Genomic DNA, 25,618 nt, shown 5'->3' on the forward strand with positions numbered 1-25,618 from the left:
CCACCCACTACGGCATCTGACTACAGGAATTTCCGCAAAAAAGCAGCAGCCTCTTCTTGCGCCCGCTCCCCCGCCGCGAGGTCGCCTGCCATGGCGAAGAAGCCGTGCACCATACCGTCGTAGCGGCTCACCTCGGCCGGAACGCCAGCAGCGACCAGCTTCGCCGCGTAGGCCTCGCCCTGGTCGCGCAGCGGGTCGTACTCGGCCGTGATGACCAACGCCGGAGGTAGGCCGGTGTGGTCGGTGGCGCGCAACGGCGACACCCGAGGGTCCATGCCCTCGGACGGCGCGTCGGCCAGGTAGTGGCTCCAGTACCAAGCCACGGAACGGTTGTTGAAGAACGCGGGGTCGACGTTCTCGGCCATAGAGCCGGAAGACGCCGTGTAGTCCGTGTTCGGGTACACGAGCAGTTGGGCCTGAAGCCGCGGGCCGCCCCTGTCGCGCGACATGAGTGACACGACCGCGGCGAGGTTACCGCCCGCGCTGTCGCCACCGACCGCGATACGGCTGACGTCTGCCCCGTAGCGGGAACCGTTGGCAGCGAACCACTCCACCGCGCCGTAGCAGTCCTCAAGCGCGGCCGGGAACCGGTGCTCTGGCGCCAGGCGGTACCCCACGGCCACGGTCACGCAACCAACGGCGTTGGTCAGACGACGGCAGATGGCGTCAGAGGTGTCGATGGTGCCAAGAGTCCAGCCACCGCCGAAGAAGTAGAACAGCACCGGAAGCGGGCCCTCGACATCCGGCCGGTAGACGCGGATCGGGATCTCACCGTCCGGACCGGGGTAGGAGTCGTTGACGACCGACCCCACCTGTTCGGGCGTCCCCCCGGCGGCCTGGATGGAGGCGAGGTCATCGGCGCGGGCCTGGGCCAGCGAGAGCGTGTAGAGCGGCGGCGTGTCCTGCGCGATCTTGCGCTCGCGCATCGCGGCGACCTGCGGGTCCAGTGGCATGTCGGGGTCCTCTCAGGAGCCCATGGCCAGGCCCATGGCGTGCACGCCGCCATCGACCATGAGCACGGAGGCGGTGGTGGCGGGGAGCAGGTCGGAGAACAGCGCGCAGACCGACGTGGCGACCGGTCGCGCGTCGTGCGGGTCCCAGCCGAGCGGGGCGTGGCTGTCCCAGTCGGCCTTGAGCTGGGCGAACCCGGGGATGGACACGGCCGCCTTGGTGCGCAGCGGACCGGAGTTGACCAGGTTGACCCGGATGCCCCGCGGTCCGAGCTCGCGCGCCAGGTACCGGACGACGGCCTCCAGCCCGGCCTTGGCGACACCCATCCAGTTGTAGGTGGGCCAGGCGACCTGCCCGTCGAACCCGAGGCCGACGACCGAGGAGCCGGGGCCGAGCAGCGGCAGGCAGGCGGCGGTGAGCGAGTTGAACGAGTACGTCGACACGTGCACCGCGGTCTGCACGTCGTCCCACGGCGCCTGGCTGAACTCGCCGCCGAGGCAGGTGGTCGGGGCGTACGCGATCGCGTGCAGCACACCGTCGAGGCCGTCGGCGAACCCGTCGTGCGCGCGGACCCGGTCGGCCAGGGTGGCAAGCTGGTCGGCGTCGGTGACGTCGAGCTCGACCACCGGCACGTCCGGGCCGAGCCGTTTGGCCAGCCGCTCGACCAGCGACATCCGGCCGAACCCGGTGAGGATGACCCGCGCCCCCTGCTCGGCGGCGTACCTGGCCACCTCGAAGGCGATCGAGGAGTCGGTGATGACCCCCGTGATCAGCAGTCGTTTGCCGTCGAGCAGTCCTGGCACGGTCCCTCCGCAATCAGCCTGATGACCGGGCCGGGCCCAGGACGGACAGGTGCGCCTCGCGCCACCGGTCGGTCCACGGCTCGGGCCGGAACGTCTTGGGGTTGAGCTTCACGACCGACCGCAGGCCGCTCGCGTGCGACTGGCCCTGGGGTCCCACGCAGCGGAAGCCGTAGCGCAGGCTGGTGGAGCCCAGGTGGTCGAGCCACAGGTCCACGTCCAGCGGACCGGTGCCCAGGTACGGCAGCTCCAGGTCGACCTCGAAGCGCCGCACCGCGTGGAACTTGTCCGGGTTGTCCTCGATCGAGGCCTCCCAGGTGAAGCCGTTGGCCTCGAAGAACGCGGCGGTGGCCCGCTCGACGTGCACCGCGTAGCGCGCGTTGTGCAGGATGCCCATCGGGTCCAGCTCGTCGAAGAACACCCGGCTGGCGTGGCGGAAGGTGCCGGGCTCGACATCGGTCGACGGTCCACTGCGGAGCGGTGTCTCGGTCATGACACCAATCTAGCACGGTCGTGCGGATTGTTTCCCCGGTTCATCCCGCGACCACCGCCTCGCGCGAGGCGACCGGCGCCGCGACCGGAGCCGCGAGATCCAGGCAGGCCAAGGAGATCGCGTCCGAGTCACCCAGGGTCACCGAGTTCACCCCGGGCCGGATCCCCGCCGCCGTCACCCAGTGCACGGACTCGGTCGGCACACCGAAGGCGAACCGGCGCGGGTGTGCGCGGTCGTCGGCGTCGATGACGTGGTACGGCCGAGCGGTGACGGCAAGGCCACCGGTCTCGTACTCCCCTACCTTGTGCAGGCGGCACTGACCGGTCGCCATCAGCTTGCCCAGCAACGGGTCGGCCGTACGACGCAGGTCGATCTCTTGCAGCCGCGCCTCGATGAGCACGGTCGCGCGCACTACGGATCCCGGGACGGCAGGCGACTCCAGCACGAAACCGGGCTCGTCCGGGTCCACGCGCAGGCGGACGTCCGGGCCCATCACGTGCAGCACGCCCGCCTCGATCAACGCGACGGTCTGCTCGATGCGGGCCGCGGGCGGGCCGATCGACAAGAACGCGTTGAGCGGGGTGTAGTGCCCGTCGAGGTGGTCTCGGTGCGAGTGTCCACTGAGGCCGTTGTGGTCGACGACGAGCCGGATCTCGTTGCGCAGGTCGCGCATCACGTCCAACGCCGCCTTGAGCGGGTTGTCCAGGTTGCCCTGCTGCGCCTGGGCCGCGTCCGCGCTGAGGTAGTCGAGCAGCCAGCGCTGGAACGCGTCCTGGTCGGCGAACACCTGCCCGCGGTACGGGGTCGCGATGCGCTCCCAGTCCCACCGGTCGTCGTTGGGGATACCGAACTCGTCGAGCAGGAGAGCCTCGGCGGGGTCGCCCCAAGACTTGGTCAGGTAGCGCTCACGGAAGCGGTCCGCCACGCACACGCACTCGCGCTGGGCGAGCAACGTGGCGTAGTAGACCGTCTCCGTCTCCTTCGCGATCAACGGCCACAGCTGCGTGCGGAAGTCGATCCCGCGCTGCGCCCGCAGGTCCGCGATGACCTCCGGCGTGATCACCAACGGGTCGTGGCGACCGGACGGGCCCTTCTGGTTCTCGCCCCGCGCGTGGTACGGCACACCACGGCGGGATCCGGCGTACAGCTGGGGTTCGCGGCCCGACGCGCGGTAGACCAACCGGCCGTCCTCGCGCTCGAACCGGCCACCACGCCCCAGGGTGAACAGGGCGAGGTGGTCGAAGAAGTTCAGCCCGAGCCCACGCAACGCGACAGCGGTACCAGGCTGGATCGCAGACAGGTCCACGTCGGCCGGGTTTGACGGCAGCACATAGGTCAGACCGTGCTCGGCGGCGTAAGCGGCAAGCCCTTCCTCCGAAGCGCTAGGCCGGACCGGCACATGCCCCTGCGCCAAGATGACCGCGGCGAGGTCGTCGAGCCGCGTGCCGTCTTCGAGCAGGACCGTCTGCGGCCCATCGACGGTGCCGGTGGCGTCCTCAAGGGACACCGCCCGCGAGCGGTGCACCTCCACCCGCACCGTCCCGGGAGCCTGCCGCACGACGCGACGGAACACCCACTTGAGGTAATGCCCGTAGAACGCCCGAGAGGGGTAAGAGTCCGGTCCGAGCTCACGAGCCTGGGCCAGGACTTCCTCCGGGTAGCCCTCGGAGTTGCCCATCAGGACAAGGAACCGTGCCCACTCATAGAGGCTGGGCCCGACCTCCAACCGTCCGGAGAGGTCGACGCTGTCGTCGGTGAACATCGACACCTGGGAGGCGACGGTGTTCAACAGCAGCTGACGGTCCTGACTGGTCCGCCACACACCACCCGCGCCGGGGTGGTGCGGGTCGACCACGTGGACGGTCAGCTCCACCCGCGGGAAATCCCGGGCGTTGGCGCAGATCCGCTCCAGCACCGACAGGCCCCGCGGGCCCATGCCGACGACGCACACGGCGATCCGACCGGTGCGCGACGGGTCAACACTCGGGGGCATCTCGTTCCTCTCGCCGGAGCGGCTCTGGTGTCGTGGCAGGTCCGGCACGACGGGTCGGTCGGACCGGCTGTGGTCAGGACTGCCAGGTCACCGGGCAGTACTCGGGGTCGGAGTAGTCCGGGGTCCCCGCGGCGGTCTTGCGCACCAGGAAGTCGTGGTTGTAGTTCACCGGCGACCCGTCCGAGGTGCGGAAGTCGCGGTAGGCGTTGTCGCCGTCCTGCAGGTGCAGGGAGATCGCGCGGCGCGGGCGGTCGCTGACGTTGGCGCCGCTGCCGTGGTAGGTCTTGCAGTGGTGGAAGCTCACGTGCCCCTTGGGGATCTCCATGGGCACCTTCCTGACCTCGACGTTGTTGAAGGACGCGTTGTCCTCCAGCATCTGGTCGAGCTCGGAGCGGTCGCGCTCGGCGAAGTGCCGGTTGGTGGTGTCGTTGTCGCCGATCTCCTTCCACAGGTGGCTGCCGTCCACCATGGTGATCGTGCCCATCTCCTCGGGGCAGTCGTGGAAGGGGATGAACGCGGTCAGCATCTTCTCCGAGGTCGACGTCGACCAGTAGTGCTTGTCGAAGTGCCACGGGACGATGTTGGTGACCTCGTCGGGCTTGGGCTGCTTGTAGATCAGGGTCGACTGGAAGACCCGGATCGACTCGGCCTCGGCCAGCCGGGCGGCGACCGCGCCGAGCAGCGGCTTGCGCAGGATCGCGCCGAGGGTGTCGTCCTCGTAGTGCACGTAGTCGTTGTGCCGCTGCACGTCGCCCTTCTCGGGCGTCCAGTAGGCCAGGCGCGGCGGGTGCGACGGGAGCCTGCGGTCGCGGTGCCCGCCGTAGTAGGCCTCGCTGGCCGCGACGAGGGTGTCGATCTCCTCGTCGGTGAACAGCTTCTTGCTCAGGTACCACCCGTGCTCGGCGTAGAACTGGACCTCGTCGTCGGTCGGCAGTAACGCGCGCTCTTCGTCGGTCAGGTCGAACGTCCGCAGTTGCGTGGTCACGCTGGTTTTCCCCTCTATCCCCTGTTTGTGCTTCTCAGCCCGCGGTCGCGGGGCTCTCCGAGGCGCGCAGGACGGCCTCGTAGAGCGCGCGGATGTTGCCGCTGCCGAAGGTCTTGGCACCGTGGCGGTCGATGACCTCCAGGAAGTAGGTGCCCCTGGCGTGGATGGACCGGGTGAAGATCTGGAAGACCTCGCCCCAGTGGTCGCGGTCGACGAGCACGTTGGTGCGGCGCAGCGCCTCCACCCCGAGGTCGACCCGGCCCAGGCGCTCCTGGAGCGCGTCGTAGTAGCTCGCCGGGGTCGACAGGAACTGCACGCCCCGCGCGGCGAAGGTCTCGACCGAGCCGACGATGTCGTCGGTGAGGAACGCCAGGTGCTGCACACCCGCGCCGTCGTGGCGGGCCAGGAAGTCGTCGATCTGGCCGGGGCGGCGGGTGCTGTCCGGCTCGATCAGGGTGAAGGTCACCTTGGTCGACTTGCTCTGCACGACCTTGGAGTCCATCGCCTGGTCGCCGATCTCGATGTACTCCTCGAAGATCTGGTCGAAGTCGAAGACGTCCTGGTAGAACCGGACGGTCTCGGCCAGCGTCCCCGCCGGAAGGCAGACGGCGATGTGGTCGACGATGTCGAGCAGGGTGTCGCCCTCCTCGACGTCGTGGGTCAGCATGCCGATCACGCCGGGCAGGAACTCGTCGCGCTCGCCGTGGCGCTCGATGAACCGGTGCCGCACGTCGCCGAAGCCGATGACCTCGGCGATGGTCACGCTGCTCTCGCCGTCGGCGTGGGTGACCGGCTCGGCCACCGCGGTCGCTCCCCGGCTGACGGCCTGCTCGAAGGCGGCCCGCGCGTCGGCGACGGTGAAGGCGAGGCTGGACACGCCGTCGCCGTGCCTGGCCACGTACTGGGCGGCGGCGCTGCGCGGGTTGAGGCCGGAGGTGAGCAGCAGCTGTATTCGACCGTGCCGCAGCAGCAGCGACCGGTCGTCGGGCAGGCTGGTCTCCGGCCCGCCCTGGCCCGCCACCCGGAACCCGAGCGCCGTGCACAGGTAGAACGCCGACTGCTGGACGTCACCGACGTAGAGCTCGACGTGGTCGATGTCCTGGATATCCATTTCTCCCCCTTCGGGAGTGATTCGGTTACCGATGACAACACCAGGTTTCGACGGCACCGGAAACACACGGGAGCGACATCGTCACCCACGCTGGTTTGTCCGCTTTATTTCCGACTGGAAGGCCGACCCGGCACTAGAACATGTTTACCACAATCGTCATGATCCCTGGTCCATAACCGCGTGGAATCGACACACTTCACCACCGGTGCGCACGCACGACACCCTGCTGTCACGGACCGTGACACCCATTCCCTCGAACCAGCCCTCGCGCATCTGCGGACAGGGGCATTCATACCCGTCCAGCGCCCGCGCGGCGGCCAACATCTTCAGCGCGTAGTTCTTGGTGATGACGCTTTCCCACTCGTCATCCCCGGTCACGGCGTGTTCGGCGACCATCATGGCCGGGTTCCAGGAGATCTTGGGAATTTCCGCGAACCACTTCACGAACTCGTCGAGCGACATCGCCCGGAAGTCGAGCCCGTGCTGGTGGCGGTACCAGCGGGCGATGCGGCGGAACACGAACCGGATGGCCTCGGCATTGATCTCGTTCGCCGCTTCCTGGCCGAACCGGCGCAGCACACCCTGGTACCACCGGGCGTCGTGCAGCCACCAGAACTCGTGCAGCGGCGGCGGCCCCGGATCGGCGTCGGTGTCGACATCGACCCGGCCGTTCTCGATTTCCGTCCCACCCATCGTGTTCCCTTTCCCGCTGTGCGCGCCGCTCAGCCGAATCGCTTCGCGGTGGTGCTCGTCGGTCCGACCGCGAGGCTGATGTTGTGCCCGCCGAACCCGAAGGAGTTCGACAGCGCCACCGACACCGGCCCCTGCCTGGGCTTGTCCAGCACGTGGTCGAGGTCGCAGCCCGGGTCGACGTCGGTCAGGTTGAACGTCGGCGGCAGGGTGCCCTTGGCGATGGCCAGCGCGGTCACCGCCGCCTCGATCGCGCCCGCGGCGGCCAGCGAGTGGCCGATGACCGACTTGGTCGCGCTGACCGCGGGGCCGTCGGTGCCGAACACGTCGTGCACCGCCTTGGTCTCGGCGACGTCGCCGCGCTTGGTGCTCGTGCCGTGCGCGTTGATGTACTCCACATCGGACGGGACAAGACCGGCGTCCTTGACCGCCTTGCGCATCGCCTCGGCAGCGCCCTCACCGTCCGCGCGCGGCGCGGTCAGGTGGTGGGCGTCGGTGGTACCGCCCCAGCCGATGATGTCCGCGTACCCGGCGGCCCCGCGCGCCTCGGCGTGCTCGACGCTCTCCAGCACTACGACGCACGCGCCCTCGCTGAGCACGAACCCGTTGCGGCCGCTGTCGAACGGTCGGCTTGCCTGAGTCGGGTCGGCCCAACCGTTGGCGGTAGCGCGAGCGTTGACGAACCCGGTCGCGATGCTCGGGTGCAGCGGCGCGTCAGTGCCACCGCACACGACTACGTCTGCCTCGCCCGCGCGGATCAACCGCAGGCCCTCGGCGATCGACTGCGCACCGGCGGCGCACGCGGTCGCGATGGCCGCGCTGTAGCCGCGCAGGCCGAACCGCAGCGCGATCCGCGCGGCGGCCATGTTCGGCAGGATGCCGGGGATCATGTACGGGCTGATCCCGGTGCGGCCCTTGTCGCGACGGGTGGCGGCCTGGTCCTCGTAGGTGAGCAGACCGCCGCCGCCACTGGAGACGACGGTCGCGATCCGGTGCGGGTCGGCGTTGTCGCCCACCGCGATGCCCGCGTCGGCGATAGCGTCATCGGCCGCTGCCAGGGCCAACAGCACGTACCGGTCCAGGCACGGGTCGGCGCGCTTGTAGATCGTGGCCGGGTCGATGTCCGGTGCGACACCGGCGTTCTCGATCCAGGTGGCGACCACGTGGTCGCGCGGCGGGGTGACGATGCCGGAGCGGCCCTCGCACTGCGCGTCGAACGTGGCGGTCAGGCCCCGACCAGCGGGGGTGACCATGCCGATGCCGGTCATGACCGCCGTGCGGCCGGGGGCGCTCACGCGGTCACCGCGCGGAGCTTGTCGACGTGCTGCTGGCGCAGGACGACCTTGCGGACCTTGCCGGTCGCGCCGCGCGGGATGTCGTCCTCGTTCACGACGACGACCTCGCGGATGGTGGCGGCGACGTACTCGGGCAGGGCTGCCTTGACCGCTTCGGTCCGGTCGACGGAAGTGTCGGCACCGGCGTTGAGCGTCAGCAGGACCGCGGACACGACCTGACCGCTGTCGTCCTTGACCGCGACGACGGTGCAGTCGAGCACGTCCGGGTTGGTCGCGAGCACGCGCTCCTCGGACTGCGCGGTGTACAAGCGCTTGCCCTCACCGAGGTCGATAGCGTCAACGGCCCGGTCGACGTGGTAGTAGTACCCCTCCGCGTCGCGGTACGCGAGGTCACCGGTGAGGAAGTACCCGGCGAGCCTGCTGCGGTAAGTCGTCACCGAGTCGTTCCAGTACCCCGGCGCCAGCGTCGGCGACCGCACCCCGAGCTGGCCGACCTCGCCGACGGGCAGCTTGTCGCCGTTGTCGTCGAGGACCGCGATGTCGGAGAACGCGTGCGGCTTGCCGATGCAGCGGCCGTAGCGGTCGGTGTCGGGGGTGTGGGTGATGAAGAACTGCGAGTGGCCCATCTCGGTGGAGCCCAGGCCGTCGATGAACGCCGACCCGGTCACCTGGCTCACGCCCTGCGCGGTGACCACGGTGCGGGTGCCGACCGAGATCAGCCTGCGGATGTGCGCCTCGTGCGCGCAGTCGCCGGTGTTCCACCAGAACTGCACCGAGGCCACGTCGTAGGCGGTCAGGTCCTGGGAGACCAGCTCCGGCCAGGTCGCGGCGAAGCCCAGCACGCAGGTCGGCTTCCAGCGGTCGACCGCGGCCAGCACCTTGGCACCGGACTGCTCGGACAGGCACAGCAGCTGCGAGCGGTTGCTCAGCGCCAGGCTGGTCGCGATGACGATCGCGGCGTGGTTGGCGGGCAGCGCGGACAGCATCCGGTCGACGCCCTGGGCGCGCGGCAGGCGCAGCCGGTGGCGCACCGAGGCGAACAGGCTCGAGTGCGAGGCCACGACCGCCTTGGGCATGCCGGTGGTGCCCGAGGAGTGGGTGATGACCACCGGGTCGTCGGCGTGGTGGCGGAACTGCGGCGGCGCGGCGGCCGGGTCGCCGTTGCCCAGCTCGGTCACGTCGATGAACAGCTCGACACCCTCGACGCCGTCGCCGAGCGCGGCCCGGTGCGGGGCGTCGGTGAGCACGGCGACCGGGCGGACCCGGGTGATGTACACGGCCGCGGTGGCACCGGGCAGGTTCTTGTTGACCAGCGCCGGGATCGCACCGATGCGGGAGAGCGCCAGGTAGTTGAGCACCAGGTCGGCGGAGTCGGTCACGTAGACCGCGACCGGGTCGCGCGGGCGGATCCCCTTGGCGTGGAACACCGACGCGCGCCCGGCGACGGCGAACTCCAGCTGCCGCAGGCTCAGCGCCTCCCACGCGGGGTGGCCGTCGACGTCGGTGTCGAAGCTCAGCGTCGGCTCGTCGAGGCCGTAACCGCTGCGCACGAGCGTGCTCAGCACGTTGCCGATGCCCAGGTCCGGGTCGGCCGCCAGCTGCGCCCTGGTTGTCTTGACGGTCACTGCGTGCTCCTCTGGTCGGTTCGCCGGCGGGTCTGGTCGGTGGTGCGTCCTGGCCTGGCCAGCAGCAGCGCGGCGGCCGCCTCGGCGCCCTGCTCGACGAGCACCACCAGCACCTCGTCCGCGGCCTCGTCGGCGAGCAGCAGGTCGGCGACGGCCAGCGCGTCGGCGACCGGGTCGTCGACCGGGCTGGTGCACACGACCGGCCCGCGCAGGCCCCAGGTCACCGCGACCCGGCCCGCCGCGGAGTTGGCCACGGACTGGAAGAACAGGATGGGTGGCATCCGCTTGCCCGCCTCGATGGCGGCGGCCACCGCGGTGGCGGTGCCCAGGTCGCCGCGGGTGCTGACCACCACCACGGCGGTGCGGTCGCCGCGCTCGGCGGGCACGGGGGCGCTGCCGTGCACCTGGCTCATGCAGTCGTCGGCGGCCTGCGCAATGAGCGGGGCGAACGACGAGCTGACGAACCCGGGCAGCGGTGCCGGTTGCCGGGACGGGCCCGCCCCGGGGAACCGCGCCTCGGCGAGCACGGTCAGACCATCCACATCGGATAAGTCCAATGTGGACAGATCGGTGTCCGCGGTCGTGGTCATACCCGTGCCACCACCAATGCGGTGTTCGCGCCGCCGAAGGCGGAGTTGAGGGTGAGCGCGTGGTCGACCTCGCGCTCGAGCGGGGTGTCGAGCACCAGGTTCAGGCCGAGGCTCTCGTCCGGTCCGGCGTAGCCCGCGTTGACCGGGAGACGACCGGTGCGCAGCGCGTGGATCGTGACCGCCAGCTCCAGCAGCCCGCCCGCCTGCAGCGTGTGGCCGTGCACGGACTTCGACGAGCTCACCGGGATCCGCGCGGCCTCGTCGCCCAGGGCGCGGTGCAGCGCGACCGCTTCCGCCGCGTCGCTCTGGGTGGTGCCGGTGCCGTGGGCGTTGATGTAGCCGATGTCGGCGGGGGTGCGACCCGCCTTGCGCAGCGCCGCGGTGACGGCCCTGGTCATGCCGCCGCCCTCCGGGTCGGGCTGGGTGATGTGGAAGGCGTCGCCCGCCCGGCCCCAGCCCGCGATCGCGGCCAGCGGGGTCGCGCCCCGGCGGGCCGCCTCCTGCGCCGACTCCAGGACCACCGCGGCGATGCCGTCGCCGAGCAGCATGCCCTGCCTGCCCGCGCTGAACGGGCGGACGTGGCCATCTGTCGCCAGCGAGCGGCCCGCGTCGAACAGGGCGAAGTTGTCCTGCTCGACCAGGTAGCCCGCGGCGACCACGACCCGGTGCGCGCGGCCGTGGGTGATCATCGTGGCCGCGTCGGCCACCGCGGTGCTCGCGGCGACGCACGCGGTCATGTACGCCCTCGGCGCGGGACCGAGACCGGCCCGGCGCGCGATGGCGGAGGCGATGGCGCCGGGGCCGGTGCGGTCGGACTCGGGCAGCCGCGCCACCGCGGGGTCGCCGTGCACGGCGACCAGCACCGGGCTGACCGCGCGCTCGTCGACACTGAGCCCGGCCTGCGCGCAGGCCTGGTCCAGGACGGCGACGAGCTCGTCGGCCAGCACCGGGTCACCGGGCAGCTGGGCGGCCAGGTCGGTGCGGTAGCGACCCGCGTCGAACCGGGTGACGGGCGTGAACGCGGGGTCGCCCACCGCGGTCCGCTCGCCGAGCGCGGCCAGGTCCCACCCGGTGCCCGCGACCGCGGCCAGCCCGGTGACCACCACGTCCGCGCGACCGGCCCCGTGCGCCTCAGCCATCGCCGCGCCCACCCACCAGGTCGGCGAGCACCTGCGCGGCCCCGGCCACGGTGTGCATCCGCGACAGGTCGGCGTCGTCGAGGTCGAGCTCCACGCCGTAGCGCTGCTCGGCCTGGTGCAGCAGCCACGCCAGCTCGAGCGAGTCGAGGTCCTCGGTGTCGGCCTTGGACACCTGGGCGCGGTAGCCGGAGATCATCTCCACGACGTCTTCCTTGCTGGGAGCGGCGGTGGTCTCACTCACGAACGCTGCCCTCGGCGACCGGCTCCAGCCTGCCCGCGACATCGGCGACGAACTCGTCGATGGTCATCAGCGAGACCTGCTCGATCTCGTCCTCGTCGATCTTGACGCCGAAGCGGTCCTCCAGCTGCACGGTCAGCTCGGCCATCGACAGCGACTCCAGGTCCAGCCCGGCCGGGCCGAGCTGGGTGTCGCCTGCGACGTCCTTGGTGGCGTACTGCAGGCCGACCAACGCGTCGATGACGAAGGCGCGGACTTCTTCCTTGGTGCTCATGGACTTCCTCTCGTGGCGGGACTCGGGCGCGCCCGGACGCGGGCGCGCCCGACCGTGCGCTGACCCGGGATCGGGTGAGCGCCTGGTGGGGACCGGGTGGCTGTGGCTAGGTCGGGTCCGCGGCCTGCTCCGCGGCCGACCGCAACGCGGCCCGGTCGCGCAGGAGCTTGCCGCTGGAGGTGCGCGGCAGCGCGGGGAGGACGTGCACGGCGCGGGGCCGCTTGTAGGCGGCGAGCCGCTCGCGCAGCCAGGCGTCGACCGCACTGGTGTCCACACCGGACACATAGGCCCTGATGCCCTCGTCGTAGAGCACCACGGCGGCGTCGACACCCGGCGCGTCGGCGAGGGTCTGCTCGACCTCGGTCAGGTCGACCTTCAGGCCGCCGATGGAGACCTGCGAGTCGAGCCTGCCCTTGATGGTGACCCGACCGGTGTCGGGGTCGACCTCGCCCGCGTCGCGGGTGCGCAGCCAGCCGTCGGCCCAGCGGGTCGGGTCGACGAGTCCGATGTAGGGCGAGCGCTCGCGGCTGAGCAGGACCTCGCCGCCCTCGACCCGCACGGCGATGCCGGGGGCGGGGGTCAGCTCGGGCCGGTGCGCGCCCTCGATGTCGGTCGCGATGACACCCAGCTCCGTCATCCCGTACATGTTGCCCAGGGTGATGCCGTAGCCCTCGGTCAGCGTGCGCCACAGCTCCGGCCGGACCAGCTCGCCACCGGTGATCATCCGGCGGAACCCGGGCAGCGCGGGCGGTTCGGCGACCGCGGCCAGGATCTCCGCCTGGGACGGAACCCCGATGAGCGTGGTCGGGGCGTCGTCGGCGGCGAGCGCCTTGAGGATGCCGTCGATGGTCAGCCGCGGCGGCACGACCATCGGCACGCCCGCGTTGAGGCCGTGCAGCAGACCGCCCACCAGGCCGAGCACGTGCACCATCGAACCGAGGACGACCGCGCGCTCACCCCGCCGCGGGATGCCCGCGATCGCGTTGTAGCGGTCGAGCTCGGAGATGACGTCGGCCGCGGTGCGACCGATGATCTTCGACGGACCGGTGGAGCCGGAGCTGAGCTGGATCAGCGTGTGCGGCGTGGCCGCGGGGACACCCGCCGGGTTCGGCAGGTACGCGGGGTCCACGTCGAACAGCGCGCGCAACGCGCCGGTGGCGGGCTTGCTCGGCTGCACGAGCAGCTGCGGCGCCAACCTGGCCACCGCCTGGTCCACCTCGTGCTGGGTGAGCCGGTAGTCCAGAAGGGACACCTGGGTGCCCAGCCGCCAGGCGGCGAGCAGCACCGTGACGAACGCCAGCGACGGCGGGAGTCGCAACGAGACGCTCCCACCGGGAGCGAGCCCGGCCGCGACCAGCTCGGCCTCGCGCTCGAGAACCAGCGCGCGCAGCGCCCGCCGGTCGAGCGGGGCGCCGAGGTGCAGCGCGAGCTCGCTGTCCGGTCCGGCCAGCAGGAGCTCGTCCACCCACTCGCCGGTCGCCGGAGCCGAGGGCTCCCCGGTCGCGACCGGGGATAAGTGGGTCTCACTCGGCATGGTGTTCCCCCCTATTCGGTACCCGGAATGGGAATGATGATCCCTTATAGGACAGATATGCGCATATCGCCTTCGGCCGAACCACAGCATCTACAACGGGGGAGTAAAACCCCGGGTGCCCACGCGGCAGCACGCCCGGCAACTCACCCCTGCATCTCACGTTACTGCCGACAATCCGGGTTTAGCAAGCGATTCGCGCAACGGGTTTACGTCGGCACTGTCACACCGCCGCACAATGATCGAATGAACAACGGGAAAATAAGTGAACGCGCAACGATTGCCCGCGGGAGTCGCATACCGACCAGTAGATACATCGGACTGAACAGTAGGGGTATAGCACCGCGGCCGACCGGGAAGAGGGCGCGGTGCACGCGTTCCTAACACGACAATGCCCAATCGTGTGGTATCCGTCGAAAATGGACAGTCCGACCCGGATGACCGTGCTAACGCACCAGCGCGGCGCCGATGTCGGTCAGCCTCGGCGCGCCGGAGAGGACCATCGCCTCTTCGAGTTCCTCGCGCAGGGTGGACAAAACGCCGGTCACGCCCTCGGCACCGGCCACCGCGAGTCCATGCAGGACCGGCCTGCCGAGCAGCACCGCGTCGGCTCCGAGCGCGAGCGCCTTGAGGACATCGGTACCCCTACGAACCCCACCGTCGACGAAAACCGGAACCGCTTCCGCGACCTCGGCGACGATCTCGGCGAGTGCGTCAAGAGCCGCAATGGCCGAATCGAGTTGGCGTCCGCCATGATTGGATACGACGATCCCGGCGACACCGTGGTCGACGGCGAGCCGGGCGTCGGCGGCGGTCAGGATTCCCTTGAGCAGGACGGGCAGCCGGGTCGTCCCGCGCAACCAGGCCAGATCGGCCCAGGTGATGGTCGCGTCGAATTGCTCCCTGGAATGACTCTGAATCGAGGAACCCGATTCCCCCGTTCGCGCGACCGCCATCGCGGCCGGGTCGACATTGGCCGCGGTGACGCCGGGGGGAAGGGTGAATCCGCTGCGCAGGTCGCGCAGCCGGGTCGCCACCCTGGGCGCGTCCACGGTGAGCACGAGCGCACGCACGCCCGCCGCCTCGGCGCGGGCGACCAGGTCGGCCAGCGCGTCGCGCCTGCGCAGCCAGTACAGCTGCAACCAGACCGGCGCGGTGGTGGCGGCGGTGATGTCGGCCAGGGTTCGGCTGGCGAACATGCTGACCACGAACGGCAGGCCGCACCCCGAGGCGGCGCGCGCGGTCGCGACCTCGCCCTCGGGGTGGACCAGGCGGTGGTAGGCCATCGGCGCGATGGCGATGGGAGCGCGGACCGGGTCGCCCAGCAGGGCGGTGCCCAGGTCCGGTTTGGTCACGTCGACGAGCACCCTCGGCAGCAGCACCCGGCGGTCGAAGGCGGCCCGGTTGGCGGCGACGGTGCTCTCGGCACCGCTGCCGCCCTGGAGGAAGTCCCAGGTGGACCCCGGTAATCGGGCCTGCGCGGCCCGTTCGAAGTCCGACAGGGACAGCATGTCGCCCATCCCCTGACTCTCCGCCACGAAAGTCCCCCAACCGCTGACGCCCGGTGGTCGATGCCCTCCGGCCGGGACCTGCCCCGCCGGTCGACCTCGGGCGTCAGTGTACCCAACAAGGCCGATCGTTCGTACGTTTTTCTCCGCTGGCGGCGGTTTAACGACGCTCCCCGACGTCCCCGCCGGTCACCGCACGGGTGCGGAGAGTCACGGGTTCGGCCAGTTGAGGGCGACGGCGCGCTCGGCGAGCATCAGCACGGGCAGGGTCGTAGTCGCGCGGGGGCTGACCGGGAAGGCGGAGGCGTCGATGACGAGCAGGTCGTCGACGGCCCGCACCCGGCAGGTCTCGTCGAGCACCGCGCCGGGGTCACCCGCCTGGCCCATCCGGGCAGTGCCAACCGGGTGATTGTAGGTGCCCACGGTCGCGTGCACGGCGTCGACGAGATCGGCGTCGGCCACCGACGCGCCGGGCAACCGCTCGGCGACCAGCAGGCTGGCCAGCGGCGACTGCTCGGCGAGCCTGCGGATCACCCGCAGGCCCTCGGCGACCCGCACCGCGTCGCGCGGGTCCCGGTAGATCCCGGTGTCCACCACGGGCAGTTCGGCGGCGTCGCGTGAGCGCAACCGGACCGACCCGGTGGAGTGCGGGGCGACCAGGGCCGAGGTCATCAGCAGGTCGAAGCCGGTGGGGTGACCGGCGGGCGAGCGGGTGGGCATGGTCGCCATGGCGTGGATGTGGATGTCCACGTCCGGCTCGTCCTGGCTGGTCTTGATCGACAGCATCGTGCGCAGCGGGGCGGGGCGGCGCTCGTTGTGCTCTTCGGCGGTCGCGAACACCGCCGGGGTGGAGGGGTGCTCCAGCAAGTTCGACCCCACGCCGGGCACGTCCGCGACGAGGTCGACGCCGACCTCGCGCAGGTGCTCGGCCGGACCGACACCGGAGCGCAACAGGATGGCGGGGCTGCCGTAGGCACCCGCGCTCAGCACGACCTGCCTGGCCTCGATCTCCTCACCGGAGACCAACCGGACACCGACCGCGCGGCCGTCACGGATGAGCACCGTGTCGACATCGGTGTCCGGGCGGACGGTGAGGTTCGGCCGCTCGGCCGCGTGCTCCAGGTACACCAGCGCGGAGTTGTACCGCCTGCCGCCGACCTGGTTGAGCGGGGTCATGCCCGCGCCGAGCGAGTCGGCGGCGTTGTGGTCGTCGACGAGGGCGAAGCCCGCCTTCTCGCAGGCGGTGAGGAACCGCTCCTGGGAGTCGGTCAACTCCTCGCGGGCGTACCTGCGCACCGGGGTGCGGCCGGGCAGGGCGCGCGGCTCGGTGTCGTGGTCGGACTCCAGCGCCTGGTAGACCGGCAGCACCTCGTCCCACGCCCAGCCCGGCAGGCCCATCGCCGCCCACGCCCGGTGGTCGGTGGGCCTGCTGCGCAGCGCGACGCAGAAGTTGACCGCCGTGGAGCCGCCGACCACCTTCCCGCGGGGGATCGGGAAGGTGTGCCCGCCGTGCTCCAGCGGGGCGCTGGCGAAACCCCAGTCGTGGCTGCGCGGGAAGCCGAACCCGTCGAGCAGGTCGGCGGGCCACTGCGACTCGGTGCGGTAGTGCGGCCCGGCCTCCAGCAGCAGGACCGAGCGGGTCGGGTCCTCGGACAGCCTGCTCGCCACGACGCAGCCCGCTGCGCCCGCGCCGACGACGATCACATCGTGTGTCATGAACCCGCTTCTTCGTGGTGTGTGGTGCCGACGGTCAGTCGACGAGGACGGGCAGTCTGCTCAGGCCGCGGATGAGGGTGTTGGACTGCCACACCAACTCCTCCGGCGGCACGGCCAGGCGCAGCTTCGGGAACCGGGTGAGCAGCCGCTCGAAGGCCACCCTGCCCTCGATCCTGGCCAGCGGCGCGCCGACGCAGTAGTGGATGCCGTGGCCGAAGGTCATGTGGCCGCCCATCGGACGGGTGATGTCCATGGTGGCCGCGCGCGGGAAGAACTCGTCGTCGCGGTTGGCCGAGGTGAGGATGGTGGCCACGAACGAGCCTGCCGGGATGGTGACGCCCGCGATCTCCACGTCCTCGATCGAGTACCGCATCATCGAGGTGTTGGCCGGGCCGTCGTAGCGCAGGAACTCCTCGACCGCGTTGGGCAGCAGCGACAGGTCGCCGCGCAGCAGCGCCAACTGGTCGGGGTGGGTCAGCAGCGACAGCGCGCCGTTGCCGATCAGGTGGACCACGGTCTCGTGCCCGGCGAACAGGGTCAGGAAGGCCATCGAGACGACCTCGACGGTGCTCAGCGCCTGGTCCTCGTCGCGGGCGGTGATGAGCGCGGTGAGCAGGTCGTCGGCCGGGTTGCGCTGCTTGTGGTCGATCAGCTCCAGCAGGTACCCGGCCATCTCCGCGGCGGAGGACTTGGCCTCGGCGGAGCGGTTGTCCGAGGTGAGCGCGACCGGGGCGGAGTCGGTGCCGATGGCCAGCGCCCAGCGGTGGAAGTCGGAGCGGTCGGCGGCGGGCACGCCGAACAGGTCGCAGATGACCGTCAGCGGCAGCGGGCTGCCGAACTGGCCGACCAGGTCGATCTCGCCGGACGGGTCGAAGGCGTCGAGCAGGTCCTCGACCAGGGTCGAGACGTTGGGCTTGAGGCCCTCCATCCGGCGCGGGGTGAGCGCCTTGGCCATGAACCGGCGCAGCCGGGTGTGGTCCGGCGGGTCCACGTTGAGCATGTGCCTGCCGAACTGCGAACCGTAGTCCTCTTGCGTGGGGCGGACATCCGAGCCGGTCTCGACGAGCTTGCGGCCGTGCACCAGGTCGCTGGAGAAGCGCCGGTCGGCCATGACCGCGCGGGCGTCGGCGTGCTTGGTGACCATCCAGACCTTGAGGCCGTTGGGCATCAGCACCTCGCGTACCGGTGTCTCCGCGCGGAGCTTGTCGTACACCGCGTGCGGGTCCTGCATGTCGTTCGCGTGGAAGACGAACGTGCCGTCCTCCTGGCCCGGGCCCACGGGCTCGGCGGGTAACGACGGACTGGTGGCTTGGTCTGCGGACACGACACTCCTCGGATACCGGTTCGGCTAGCTCTCCCCCGTCGCAGCCCGGTGGCCCGACGCGGCGAGCCTAACACACAATGCGATCGGTCGTGCGGATATTTTCGGTACAGCGTACCGGCTGGTCTGGGCCCCGCGCGGCCCCCGGCAGTCCCCTTCGGACAGACGCGGGCGCTGCTGCCACCGGAAACTGCGCGCTACCATGAGAGGAACTCGTGAAGGCGGGAGTAAGATCGACGGACACCGGTATCGGCTCCCGGTTCCCTTACCCGCCCTGAGAGCCCGAAGACGTTGAGAGCCCTGAGACATAGAGCCCTGAAGACCATTCAGAGCACAAAGACCCTAGTGAGTCCTAGATCCCTGAGAGCGCAACGATGACCGAGGCTCGTGTGGACGGTCGTGTCCAGCGGGGCAACCACACCCGCGGGCTGGTTGTCGCGCGCGCGGTCGAGATCGCCTCGGTGGAGGGCCTCACGAGCCTGTCGCTCGGCAGGCTCGCCACCGACCTGGACATCAGCAAGAGCGGGGTGTTCGGCCTGTTCGGCTCCAAGGAGGAGCTACAGCTGGCCACCATCGACGCGGCGCTGCGGATCTACGTCGACACCGTGGTCAAGCCGGTGCTCGACCTGCCGCCCGGCGTCGACAAGGTGTGGCGGCTGTGCCTGAGCTGGCAGGACTACTCCCGCGGCCGGATCTTCCCCGGCGGGTGCTTCTTCTTCGCCGTCTCCGCCGAGTTCGACGCCCAGCCCGGCCGGGTGCGCGACACCCTGGCGCGGCTCTCGGCGCGCTGGGCCGAGCTGGTCGGGCGCACCCTGGACGAGGCAGCCGCGGCAGGCGAGCTGACCGACGAGGTCGACAGCGGGCAGCTGGCGTTCGAGCTGATCGCGTTCATGGAGACGGCCAACGCCAACTCCGTGCTCAACGACGACTTCGCCGTCTACGACCGCTCCCGCGCGGCCATCCTGCGGCTGCTGCGGTCCGTGGCGACCGACCCGGCCCTACTCCCGGCCAGCGCCTAGCGCCCCCGGTCCCACCGGGTGGACGCGGAGGGTCATCTGTTGACCACGCGCGGGCCCGGTGCTCGGATAGGTGGGTGTCCACCGCGAAGCCAGCCAAGCGCCTGACCAGGCGCAGGCACGTCGACTTCGCCCGGGTCTGCACCCAGGGCTGTCACCGCTGAGCGTCACTCTCCGCACTCGACCGCGCCCCAGGGGCCGGTCCCCCAGCGTGCCCGGCGACCCGTGGAGTCCACCGTGCCCGACACCGAACCGACCCCCCTCCAGTTCGCGTACTGGGTCCCCAACGTCAGCGGTGGCCTGGTCGTCAGCGACATCGAGCAGCGCACCGACTGGTCCTACGACTACAACCGGCGGCTGGCGGTGCTGGCCGAGAACAACGGGTTCGACTACGCGCTGAGCCAGGTCCGCTACATGGCCAGCTACGGCGCGGCCTACCAGCACGAGTCCACCAGCTTCAGCCTGGCGCTGCTGCTGGCCACCGAGCGGCTGAAGGTCATCGCCGCGGTGCACCCGGGCTTGTGGCACCCGGCGGTGCTGGCCAAGCTCATCGCGACCGCCGACCACATCTCCGGTGGCCGCGCGGCGGTGAACGTGGTGTCCGGCTGGTTCAAGGGCGAGTTCACCGCCCTGGGCGAACCGTGGCTGGAGCACGACGAGCGCTACCGCCGCTCGGAGGAGTTCATCCGGGTGTTGCGGGCCAGTTGGACCACCGACGACGCCCAGTTCGCCGGGGACTTCTACCGGCTGCGCGGGTTCGACCTCAAGCCCAAGCCGCTGAGCGGGCCGGACCGACCACACCCGGAGATCTTCCAGGGCGGCAACTCGACCGCGGCCCGGGCGATGGCCGGGCGGGTGTCGGACTGGTACTTCAGCAACGGCAAGGACTACGACGGCGTCAGCGAGCAGGTCGCCGAGGTCGGAGCCGCCGCCGGGGCGCACGGTCGGCGGGTGCGGTTCGGCCTCAACGGGTTCCTCATCGCCCGCGACACCGAGGCCGAGGCCCGCGAGACGCTGCGCGAGATCGTCGCCAAGGCCAACCCCGAGGCCGTGGCCGGGTTCCGCGACGCGGTCACCCAGGCCGGTGGCTCCACCGGCGACGGCAGGGGCATGTGGGCGGACTCCTCGTTCGAGGACCTCGTCCAGTACAACGACGGATTCCGCACCAAGCTCATCGGCACCCCCGAGCAGATCGCCACCCGGCTCGTCGAGTACCGCCGCCGCGGCGTCGACCTGGCCCTGCTCGGATTCCTGCACTACCACGAGGAAGTCGAGTACTTCGGCACCCACGTCCTGCCGATCGTGCGCGCCCTGGAGGCCGACGCCGATCGCGGGGCCGGTGTCCCCGAACCCGTGACCCGCTGAAAGGCAGGGACCATGACCACCACAGACACTGATTGGGCCAAATCCACTCCTACCACCACCACCGGTTGGTTGGCCCGTGCGGCCGAGGTATCGGCACTGCTGGCCGTTGACGCTGTCTCGCGCGACCGTGAGGGTAAGACCCCTCACGCGGAAGTCTCGCTGCTCAAGGAATCCGGTCTGGTGACGTTGCTCGGACCGGTCGAGCACGGCGGAGGCGGACAGGATTGGCCTACCGCGTACCGGATCGTGCGCGAGATCGCGAAGGCCGACGGCTCTATCGGGCAACTGCTCGGGTACCACTACCTGTGGTTCTGGGCCGCGCGGCTGGTCGGTACGCCGGAGCAGATCTTGGCGGTAGAGGAGCTGGCTACCAAGAACCGGCTGTTCTTCGGTGGCGCGGTGAACCCGCGCGACGACGACGTCGTCATCACCGACGAGGGCGACACGATCGTCTACAACGGACGCAAGTCGTTCTCCACCGGCAGCAAGGTGTCGGACCTGACGGTGCTGGAGGGTGTCCTGGAGGGCACCGACAAGCACATCTTCGCCATCGTGCCATCCGACATCGAGGGGCTCACCTTCCACGATGACTGGGACAACATCGGTCAGCGGCTGACGGAGTCGGGCAGCGTCACCATCTCGGGCGTGCGGGTCGACTGGGCCTCGGCAGCCGGGTACGTCGACAAGGAGTTCACGCCGAAGGTCTACAACACGCTGAACGTGCCCACGATCCAGTTGGTGTTCGTGAGCTTCTACCTGGGGATCGCGCGCGGGGCACTGGAGACCGCGCGCGCTTACACCGTGGAGAAGTCGCGGGCGTGGCTGCACGGCGGCCAAGAGCGGTCGGTGGACGAGCCCTACGTCCTCGACGTGTACGGCGACCTGACCGCGAAGCTGTGGGCGGTCGAGGCGTTCGCCGACCAGGTCGCCGCCGAGGGCTGGGCGATCCACCAGGACCCGGACGTGGTGACCGAGCGCGAACGCGGCGAGCACGAGGTGCGGGTCGCCGCGGTGAAGGCCCGCGCGACCGAGGTGGCGCTGGAGATCACCGGCGGCATCTTCGAGGTCACCGGCGCCCGCGCCACGGCCGCCCGCGAGGGACTGGACCGCTTCTGGCGCAACGTCCGCACGCACACCCTGCACGACCCGGTCGCCTACAAGCGACGCGAGGTCGGGGTCTTCGTCCTACGGGACGAGATCCCCGAACCCACCTGGTACTCCTGACCACTGGAGGTTGCGTTGTCCTCGATCGTCGTCCTCTCCGGCAGCCCTTCGGCCACCTCCCGCACCGCGGCCCTGACCGGCCACCTGGCGGCCAGGCTCCGCGACCACGGCCACGACGTGCGCCTGGTGCTGGTGCGCGACCTGCCCCCGGCCGCCCTGCTGCACGCCGACGTCACCGACCCGGCGATCGCGGAGGTCACCGCGGCGATCGAGGCCGCCGACGGGGTGGTCGTGGCGTCGCCGGTCTACAAGGCCGCGTACTCGGGACTGCTCAAGACCCTGCTGGACCTGCTGCCGCAGTTCGCGCTGGCGGGCAAGACCGCGCTGCCGGTGCTGACCGGGGGCAGCCCGGCGCACGTGCTGGCGCTGGACTACGCGCTGCGGCCGGTGCTGTCCTCGCTCGGGGCGCACCACATCGTGCCGGGGTGGTTCGTGCTGGACCGGCACATCGAGGTCACCGGGTCTGGGGTCGTGCTGCACCCGGACGCGGAGGCGCCGCTGCTGTCGGTGGTCGACACGTTCTCGCGGGTCTTACCCGTGGGGGTTGTCTAGGCGGGACTCGCCGTTGGGTAAGCCCAACGGCGAGTTCGCTGTCACGGGCGCAGAAGCGGCTTGATGACCTTGCGGTTGTCCATGTCGGTGTAGGCGTCGGCCACCCGGTCGAGGGGGTACTCGGCGTCGAAGACCCGCCCCGGGTCGATCTCCCCGTTCAGGACGGCGGGCAGCAGGTCGTCGAAGTACGCGCGGACCGGGGCCACTCCCCCGGCCACCGCGATGTTGTTGCCGAAGAGGTGGCGGACGGGGAACTCGGGACCGCCCGCGGGGACGCCGACGTACCCGAGGCGGCCGCCGGGGCGGACGGCGTGCAGGGCCTGGTCCATGGACTCCTTGGTGCCCACGCACTCCAGCACGGCATCGGCGCCGCCGCCCAGGAGGTCCCTGACCTCGGCCACGCCCTCGTCGCCGCGGGTGGCGACGATGTCGGTGGCGCCGAACGCGGTGGCCAAGGCCTGGCGGTCGGCGTGCCGGGACATGGCGACCACGCGCTCCGCACCCAGGCGGGACGCGGCGAGGACCGCGCAGAGCCCGACCGCGCCATCACCCACGACGACCACCTTGTCGCCGGGGCCGACCTTCGCGGACACCGCCGCGTGGTGACCGGTGCCCATGACGTCGGACAGGGTCAGCAGACCGGGGACGGCTGAGGCGTCGGGGAACCCGGGGGTGGCGACCAGGGTGCCGTCGGCGAACGGGGACACCACGTACTCGGCCTGCCCACCGTCGATGTCGTGCCCGGCGCGGGCCGTGCCGCCCCAGTAGCCGCCGCGCTCGCACGAGGTGTGGATCCCGTTGCGGCAGTGCGCACACGTCCCATCACTGACCGCGAACGGCGCGATCACGAAGTCCCCCGGCCGCACGGTCCGCACCTCGGACCCGACCGCCTCGACCACCCCGACGAACTCGTGCCCCATCCGCTTGGGCCCCTCGACCGGCGCGATCCCCCGATACCCCCACAGATCCGACCCGCACACACACGACGCCACCACCCGAACCACCGCGTCCGTCGCCCGCCACACCCCCGGCTCCGGCATGTCCTCCAGCCGCACATCCCCGGTCCCGTGCAGCACAGTGCCGCGCATACTCAACAACCCTCCACAGTAGACAGACTCTTGGTCGGACTCTCAGGACACTCAGGTCGGACTCCCAGGCCCCGGACTCTCAGGCCTTGGCCTTGGCGATGGCGGCCCGCAGGGCGGCGAGTACCAACTCCACTCGGTCCGGGCGGGCGTTGTGGCCCATCAGGCCGATCCGCCAGACCGAGCTGGCGAAGGCGCCCGCGCCCGCGCCGATCTCGATGCCGTATTCGGTGAGCAGGATCTGGCGGACCCTCGCGGAGTCGACCCCTGCCGGGACGCGGACGGTGGTCAGTTCGGGGAGGCGGTGGCCGTCAGCGGCGAAGAGTTCGAGGCCCTGGTCCCGCAATCCTTGCTGCAGCAGGGTTCCGGCGGCGTGGTGGCGGGTCCACACCTGCTCCAGGCCCTCGTCGAGGACGCGGCCGAGGGCGGCGTGGAGGGAGGCGATCATGGCAACGGGGGCGGTGTGGTGGTAGGTGCGGCCGCCGTTGGTGCCGTCGACGTAGGCGCCGATGAGGTTGAGGTCGAGGTACCAGGTCGGGGGGCGTTGGACGCGGCGGTCCCAGGCCCGGGGGGAGACGGTGAAGGGGGCGAGGCCGGGGGCGACGCCGAGGCACTTCTGGGTGCCGGAGTAGGCGAGGTCGACGTCCCAGGCGTCGATGGCGACCTCGATGCCCGCCAGGGAGGTGACGCAGTCGGCGAGGACGAGGGCGCGCTCGTCGCGCTTGTGGACGGCGAGGGACAACGCGCGGACGTCGCTGAGGACACCGGTCGAGGTCTCGGCGTGCACGGCGGCGACCAGCGACGGCTCCGGGTGCGCGGCGAGGACCCGCTCCACGTCGACCGGGGTGCCCCAGTCGTGGTCGACCCGCACCACGTTCGCGCCGTAGCGGCCCGCGACGTCGACCATCCGCTCGCCGAACAGGCCGTTCACCGCCACCACGACCACGTCGCCGTGCCGGACGAAGTTCGCGAACGCGGCCTCCATGCCGATGGACCCCGTGCCGGACAACGGGAGCGTGCGCGCGTTGTGCGTGCCCCACACCCGGCGCAGCCGGTCGCAGGTCTCGTCGAGCACGCGGAGGAACTCCGGGTCCAGGTGCCCCAGCAGCGGGGCGGCCAGGGCGGCCGTCGCCTCCGGGTAGGGGTTGGACGGTCCCGGGCCGAGCAGGGTGCGGTCGAGAAGTGCCATGCCCCGAACTCTACGGACGCGCCACCCGCTCCGCGCCGAGCTGTCCACAGGGCGGTTCGCGGTGGCCGCGCAGCATGATCCCCAGCGCGTAGGGCACCAGGTCGCCGCCGCGCTTGCACAGCCACGGGATGCCCTTGAGCACGAGCCAGGCGAAGTGCGCCAGCGGTCCCGGCCGCAGCCCGCCCTCGCAGACCAGGCTCACCGGGGCGGGCACGGCGCAGCCGCGGGCGGCCAGTTGCTCGGCGAACCCCTTGGCCAGCATCCGGTGCCCGAGTTCGGACGGGTGCAGCCGGTCCACGCTCCAGGTCGCGGTCTCGTAGGCGCCCGGCAGCACGTCCAGGTCGACCAGCGCGGCACCGGTCTCGGCGACCACCGCGTCGATGACCGAGTTGAGCCGGTCGATCCTGGTGCGCAGCGCCCGGCGCAGCGCGGCGGGCATCCGGAACACCCGCGCGTGGTCGTGGAAGCGCACCAGCGCCACCACGGTGCCCCGCTCCTGCAGCGAGATCACCACGTGGGCGAGGTCGGCGCACATCGCGACCGGGTCGAAGTCCGACCGCAGCGTGTCGTTCATGCCCGCGATCACCACCGCGGCGTCGGGGGCGGCGGCCATGGCGAGGGTCAGTTGCGTGGCGCGCACGTCACCGAGCCTGGCGCCGGTCGCGGACACGTTGTGCACCTCGGCACCGAGCGCGGCGGCCAGCAGCGGGCCGACGCCGCGCCAGCGCCCGCCCGGCAGCGGGTCGCCGATGCCGACGGTGGTGGAGTCGCCGAGTACCGCCAGCGTTCTCGCGGTCCACGTGGTCGAGGTCGGGAGTACGGGTGTGCTGCTGCGTTCGATCCCCAGCGCGGTCACGCGGACAACGATGCGACCCGATGGCTCACCGGCGGTGAGATCGCGGTGTCCGCGCGGGGTCGGCCGGGCGA

The 25,618-nt window shown here is 71.0% G+C and carries 24 protein-coding genes; 4 read left to right on the top strand and 20 right to left on the bottom strand.

All coding sequences use genetic code 11. The features are described from left to right. Positions 1–20 precede the first annotated feature (20 nt). From BMY07_RS08830 to BMY07_RS08910, 17 genes are all read right to left on the bottom strand, one after another. Positions 21–953 (bottom strand): alpha/beta hydrolase, encoded by a 933-nt coding sequence (locus tag BMY07_RS08830; protein ID WP_092776370.1) that lies wholly within the window; start codon positions 951–953, stop codon positions 21–23. A gap of 12 nt (positions 954–965) precedes the next feature. Next, entirely contained in the window at positions 966–1,754 is a 789-nt protein-coding gene (gene fabI / locus BMY07_RS08835) for an enoyl-ACP reductase FabI (protein WP_092776373.1), read from the bottom strand. Positions 1,755–1,767: 13 nt separating this feature from the next. Beyond that, positions 1,768–2,244, bottom strand: a complete 477-nt coding sequence (locus tag BMY07_RS08840) for an acyl-CoA thioesterase (protein WP_092776376.1) — start codon at positions 2,242–2,244, stop codon at positions 1,768–1,770. A gap of 40 nt (positions 2,245–2,284) precedes the next feature. Then, positions 2,285–4,237 (bottom strand): FAD/NAD(P)-binding protein, encoded by a 1,953-nt coding sequence (locus BMY07_RS08845; RefSeq protein WP_092776379.1) that lies wholly within the window; start codon positions 4,235–4,237, stop codon positions 2,285–2,287. Between the two features lie 73 nt (positions 4,238–4,310). After that, complete coding sequence (locus BMY07_RS08850; RefSeq protein ID WP_177215502.1) at positions 4,311–5,222, bottom strand: phytanoyl-CoA dioxygenase family protein; 912 nt, start codon at positions 5,220–5,222, stop codon at positions 4,311–4,313. Between the two features lie 34 nt (positions 5,223–5,256). Continuing rightward, positions 5,257–6,333, bottom strand: coding sequence for a 4-hydroxyphenylpyruvate dioxygenase (hppD, locus tag BMY07_RS08855; protein ID WP_092776382.1), 1,077 nt, complete (start codon positions 6,331–6,333; stop codon positions 5,257–5,259). A 156-nt stretch (positions 6,334–6,489) separates the two neighbouring features. Continuing rightward, positions 6,490–7,026, bottom strand: a complete 537-nt coding sequence (locus tag BMY07_RS08860) for an L-2-amino-thiazoline-4-carboxylic acid hydrolase (protein WP_218150635.1) — start codon at positions 7,024–7,026, stop codon at positions 6,490–6,492. Between the two features lie 29 nt (positions 7,027–7,055). After that, entirely contained in the window at positions 7,056–8,318 is a 1,263-nt protein-coding gene (locus BMY07_RS08865) for a beta-ketoacyl-[acyl-carrier-protein] synthase family protein (RefSeq protein WP_245782284.1), read from the bottom strand. Beyond that, on the bottom strand, positions 8,315–9,943 hold the full coding sequence (locus BMY07_RS08870) for a class I adenylate-forming enzyme family protein (protein ID WP_092776385.1): 1,629 nt from the start codon (positions 9,941–9,943) through the stop codon (positions 8,315–8,317). Before BMY07_RS08870 ends, BMY07_RS08865 begins: the two co-directional genes overlap by 4 nt. Next, a complete protein-coding gene (locus BMY07_RS08875) occupies positions 9,940–10,533 on the bottom strand; it encodes a beta-ketoacyl synthase chain length factor (protein ID WP_092776388.1) in 594 nt (197 codons plus the stop codon). Before BMY07_RS08875 ends, BMY07_RS08870 begins: the two co-directional genes overlap by 4 nt. Beyond that, a complete protein-coding gene (locus BMY07_RS08880) occupies positions 10,530–11,672 on the bottom strand; it encodes a beta-ketoacyl-[acyl-carrier-protein] synthase family protein (protein WP_092777260.1) in 1,143 nt (380 codons plus the stop codon). Before BMY07_RS08880 ends, BMY07_RS08875 begins: the two co-directional genes overlap by 4 nt. Beyond that, positions 11,665–11,913: a hypothetical protein gene (locus BMY07_RS08885; protein WP_245782285.1), complete on the bottom strand. Its 249-nt coding sequence runs from the start codon at positions 11,911–11,913 to the stop codon at positions 11,665–11,667. Before BMY07_RS08885 ends, BMY07_RS08880 begins: the two co-directional genes overlap by 8 nt. Beyond that, a complete protein-coding gene (locus BMY07_RS08890) occupies positions 11,906–12,184 on the bottom strand; it encodes an acyl carrier protein (RefSeq protein WP_092776392.1) in 279 nt (92 codons plus the stop codon). The genes BMY07_RS08885 and BMY07_RS08890 overlap by 8 nt, the downstream gene beginning before the upstream one ends. A gap of 106 nt (positions 12,185–12,290) precedes the next feature. Continuing rightward, the gene (locus BMY07_RS08895) at positions 12,291–13,718 is read right to left on the bottom strand and encodes a class I adenylate-forming enzyme family protein (protein ID WP_092776395.1); all 1,428 of its coding nucleotides are present in this window, start codon (positions 13,716–13,718) and stop codon (positions 12,291–12,293) included. 443 nt (positions 13,719–14,161) lie between these two features. Further along, positions 14,162–15,235 carry an alpha-hydroxy acid oxidase gene (locus BMY07_RS08900; protein WP_245782286.1) on the bottom strand — a complete coding sequence of 358 codons (1,074 nt, stop codon included), beginning with the start codon at positions 15,233–15,235 and terminating at the stop codon, positions 14,162–14,164. Between the two features lie 198 nt (positions 15,236–15,433). After that, entirely contained in the window at positions 15,434–16,939 is a 1,506-nt protein-coding gene (locus tag BMY07_RS08905) for a GMC family oxidoreductase (RefSeq protein ID WP_092776398.1), read from the bottom strand. Between the two features lie 34 nt (positions 16,940–16,973). Continuing rightward, a complete protein-coding gene (locus tag BMY07_RS08910) occupies positions 16,974–18,263 on the bottom strand; it encodes a cytochrome P450 family protein (protein ID WP_245782287.1) in 1,290 nt (429 codons plus the stop codon). 371 nt (positions 18,264–18,634) lie between these two features. Here BMY07_RS08910 and BMY07_RS08915 point away from each other — a divergent pair, with 371 nt between their 5' ends. The 4 genes from BMY07_RS08915 to ssuE all read left to right on the top strand — a co-directional run bounded on the left by BMY07_RS08915 (position 18,635) and on the right by ssuE (position 22,417). Beyond that, entirely contained in the window at positions 18,635–19,279 is a 645-nt protein-coding gene (locus BMY07_RS08915) for a TetR/AcrR family transcriptional regulator (RefSeq protein WP_092776401.1), read from the top strand. A 234-nt stretch (positions 19,280–19,513) separates the two neighbouring features. Then, positions 19,514–20,641, top strand: a complete 1,128-nt coding sequence (gene sfnG, locus BMY07_RS08920) for a dimethylsulfone monooxygenase SfnG (protein WP_092777268.1) — start codon at positions 19,514–19,516, stop codon at positions 20,639–20,641. Between the two features lie 12 nt (positions 20,642–20,653). Continuing rightward, on the top strand, positions 20,654–21,865 hold the full coding sequence (locus BMY07_RS08925) for an acyl-CoA dehydrogenase family protein (RefSeq protein ID WP_092776404.1): 1,212 nt from the start codon (positions 20,654–20,656) through the stop codon (positions 21,863–21,865). A 15-nt stretch (positions 21,866–21,880) separates the two neighbouring features. Beyond that, positions 21,881–22,417 carry an NADPH-dependent FMN reductase gene (gene ssuE, locus BMY07_RS08930; RefSeq protein ID WP_092776407.1) on the top strand — a complete coding sequence of 179 codons (537 nt, stop codon included), beginning with the start codon at positions 21,881–21,883 and terminating at the stop codon, positions 22,415–22,417. A gap of 41 nt (positions 22,418–22,458) precedes the next feature. On the opposite strand, the gene BMY07_RS08935 is transcribed toward ssuE, so the two are convergent. The 3 genes from BMY07_RS08935 to BMY07_RS08945 all read right to left on the bottom strand — a co-directional run bounded on the left by BMY07_RS08935 (position 22,459) and on the right by BMY07_RS08945 (position 25,547). Continuing rightward, entirely contained in the window at positions 22,459–23,505 is a 1,047-nt protein-coding gene (locus BMY07_RS08935; RefSeq protein ID WP_092776410.1) for a zinc-dependent alcohol dehydrogenase family protein, read from the bottom strand. 79 nt (positions 23,506–23,584) lie between these two features. Next, positions 23,585–24,691, bottom strand: coding sequence for a pyridoxal-phosphate-dependent aminotransferase family protein (locus tag BMY07_RS08940; RefSeq protein ID WP_092776414.1), 1,107 nt, complete (start codon positions 24,689–24,691; stop codon positions 23,585–23,587). Positions 24,692–24,701: 10 nt separating this feature from the next. Next, a complete protein-coding gene (locus BMY07_RS08945; protein WP_092776417.1) occupies positions 24,702–25,547 on the bottom strand; it encodes an SGNH/GDSL hydrolase family protein in 846 nt (281 codons plus the stop codon). Positions 25,548–25,618: the final 71 nt, after the last annotated feature.

This window comes from Actinokineospora terrae, from assembly GCF_900111175.1.
In the GTDB taxonomy this organism is placed as follows: domain Bacteria; phylum Actinomycetota; class Actinomycetes; order Mycobacteriales; family Pseudonocardiaceae; genus Actinokineospora; species Actinokineospora terrae.

What these genes read in the sequence shown, in the direction of transcription:
- BMY07_RS08830 (WP_092776370.1), bottom strand. Translation starts at nt 953, where the DNA reads ATGCCACTGGACCCGCAGGTCGCCGCGATGCGCGAGCGCAAGATCGCG.
- BMY07_RS08840 (WP_092776376.1), bottom strand. Translation starts at nt 2,244, where the DNA reads ATGACCGAGACACCGCTCCGCAGTGGACCGTCGACCGATGTCGAGCCC.
- BMY07_RS08845 (WP_092776379.1), bottom strand. Translation starts at nt 4,237, where the DNA reads ATGCCCCCGAGTGTTGACCCGTCGCGCACCGGTCGGATCGCCGTGTGC.
- hppD (WP_092776382.1), bottom strand. Translation starts at nt 6,333, where the DNA reads ATGGATATCCAGGACATCGACCACGTCGAGCTCTACGTCGGTGACGTC.
- BMY07_RS08860 (WP_218150635.1), bottom strand. Translation starts at nt 7,026, where the DNA reads ATGGGTGGGACGGAAATCGAGAACGGCCGGGTCGATGTCGACACCGAC.
- BMY07_RS08875 (WP_092776388.1), bottom strand. Translation starts at nt 10,533, where the DNA reads ATGACCACGACCGCGGACACCGATCTGTCCACATTGGACTTATCCGAT.
- BMY07_RS08880 (WP_092777260.1), bottom strand. Translation starts at nt 11,672, where the DNA reads ATGGCTGAGGCGCACGGGGCCGGTCGCGCGGACGTGGTGGTCACCGGG.
- BMY07_RS08890 (WP_092776392.1), bottom strand. Translation starts at nt 12,184, where the DNA reads ATGAGCACCAAGGAAGAAGTCCGCGCCTTCGTCATCGACGCGTTGGTC.
- BMY07_RS08895 (WP_092776395.1), bottom strand. Translation starts at nt 13,718, where the DNA reads ATGCCGAGTGAGACCCACTTATCCCCGGTCGCGACCGGGGAGCCCTCG.
- BMY07_RS08900 (WP_245782286.1), bottom strand. Translation starts at nt 15,235, where the DNA reads ATGGGCGACATGCTGTCCCTGTCGGACTTCGAACGGGCCGCGCAGGCC.
- BMY07_RS08905 (WP_092776398.1), bottom strand. Translation starts at nt 16,939, where the DNA reads ATGACACACGATGTGATCGTCGTCGGCGCGGGCGCAGCGGGCTGCGTC.
- BMY07_RS08915 (WP_092776401.1), top strand. Translation starts at nt 18,635, where the DNA reads ATGACCGAGGCTCGTGTGGACGGTCGTGTCCAGCGGGGCAACCACACC.
- BMY07_RS08925 (WP_092776404.1), top strand. Translation starts at nt 20,654, where the DNA reads ATGACCACCACAGACACTGATTGGGCCAAATCCACTCCTACCACCACC.
- BMY07_RS08935 (WP_092776410.1), bottom strand. Translation starts at nt 23,505, where the DNA reads ATGCGCGGCACTGTGCTGCACGGGACCGGGGATGTGCGGCTGGAGGAC.
- BMY07_RS08940 (WP_092776414.1), bottom strand. Translation starts at nt 24,691, where the DNA reads ATGGCACTTCTCGACCGCACCCTGCTCGGCCCGGGACCGTCCAACCCC.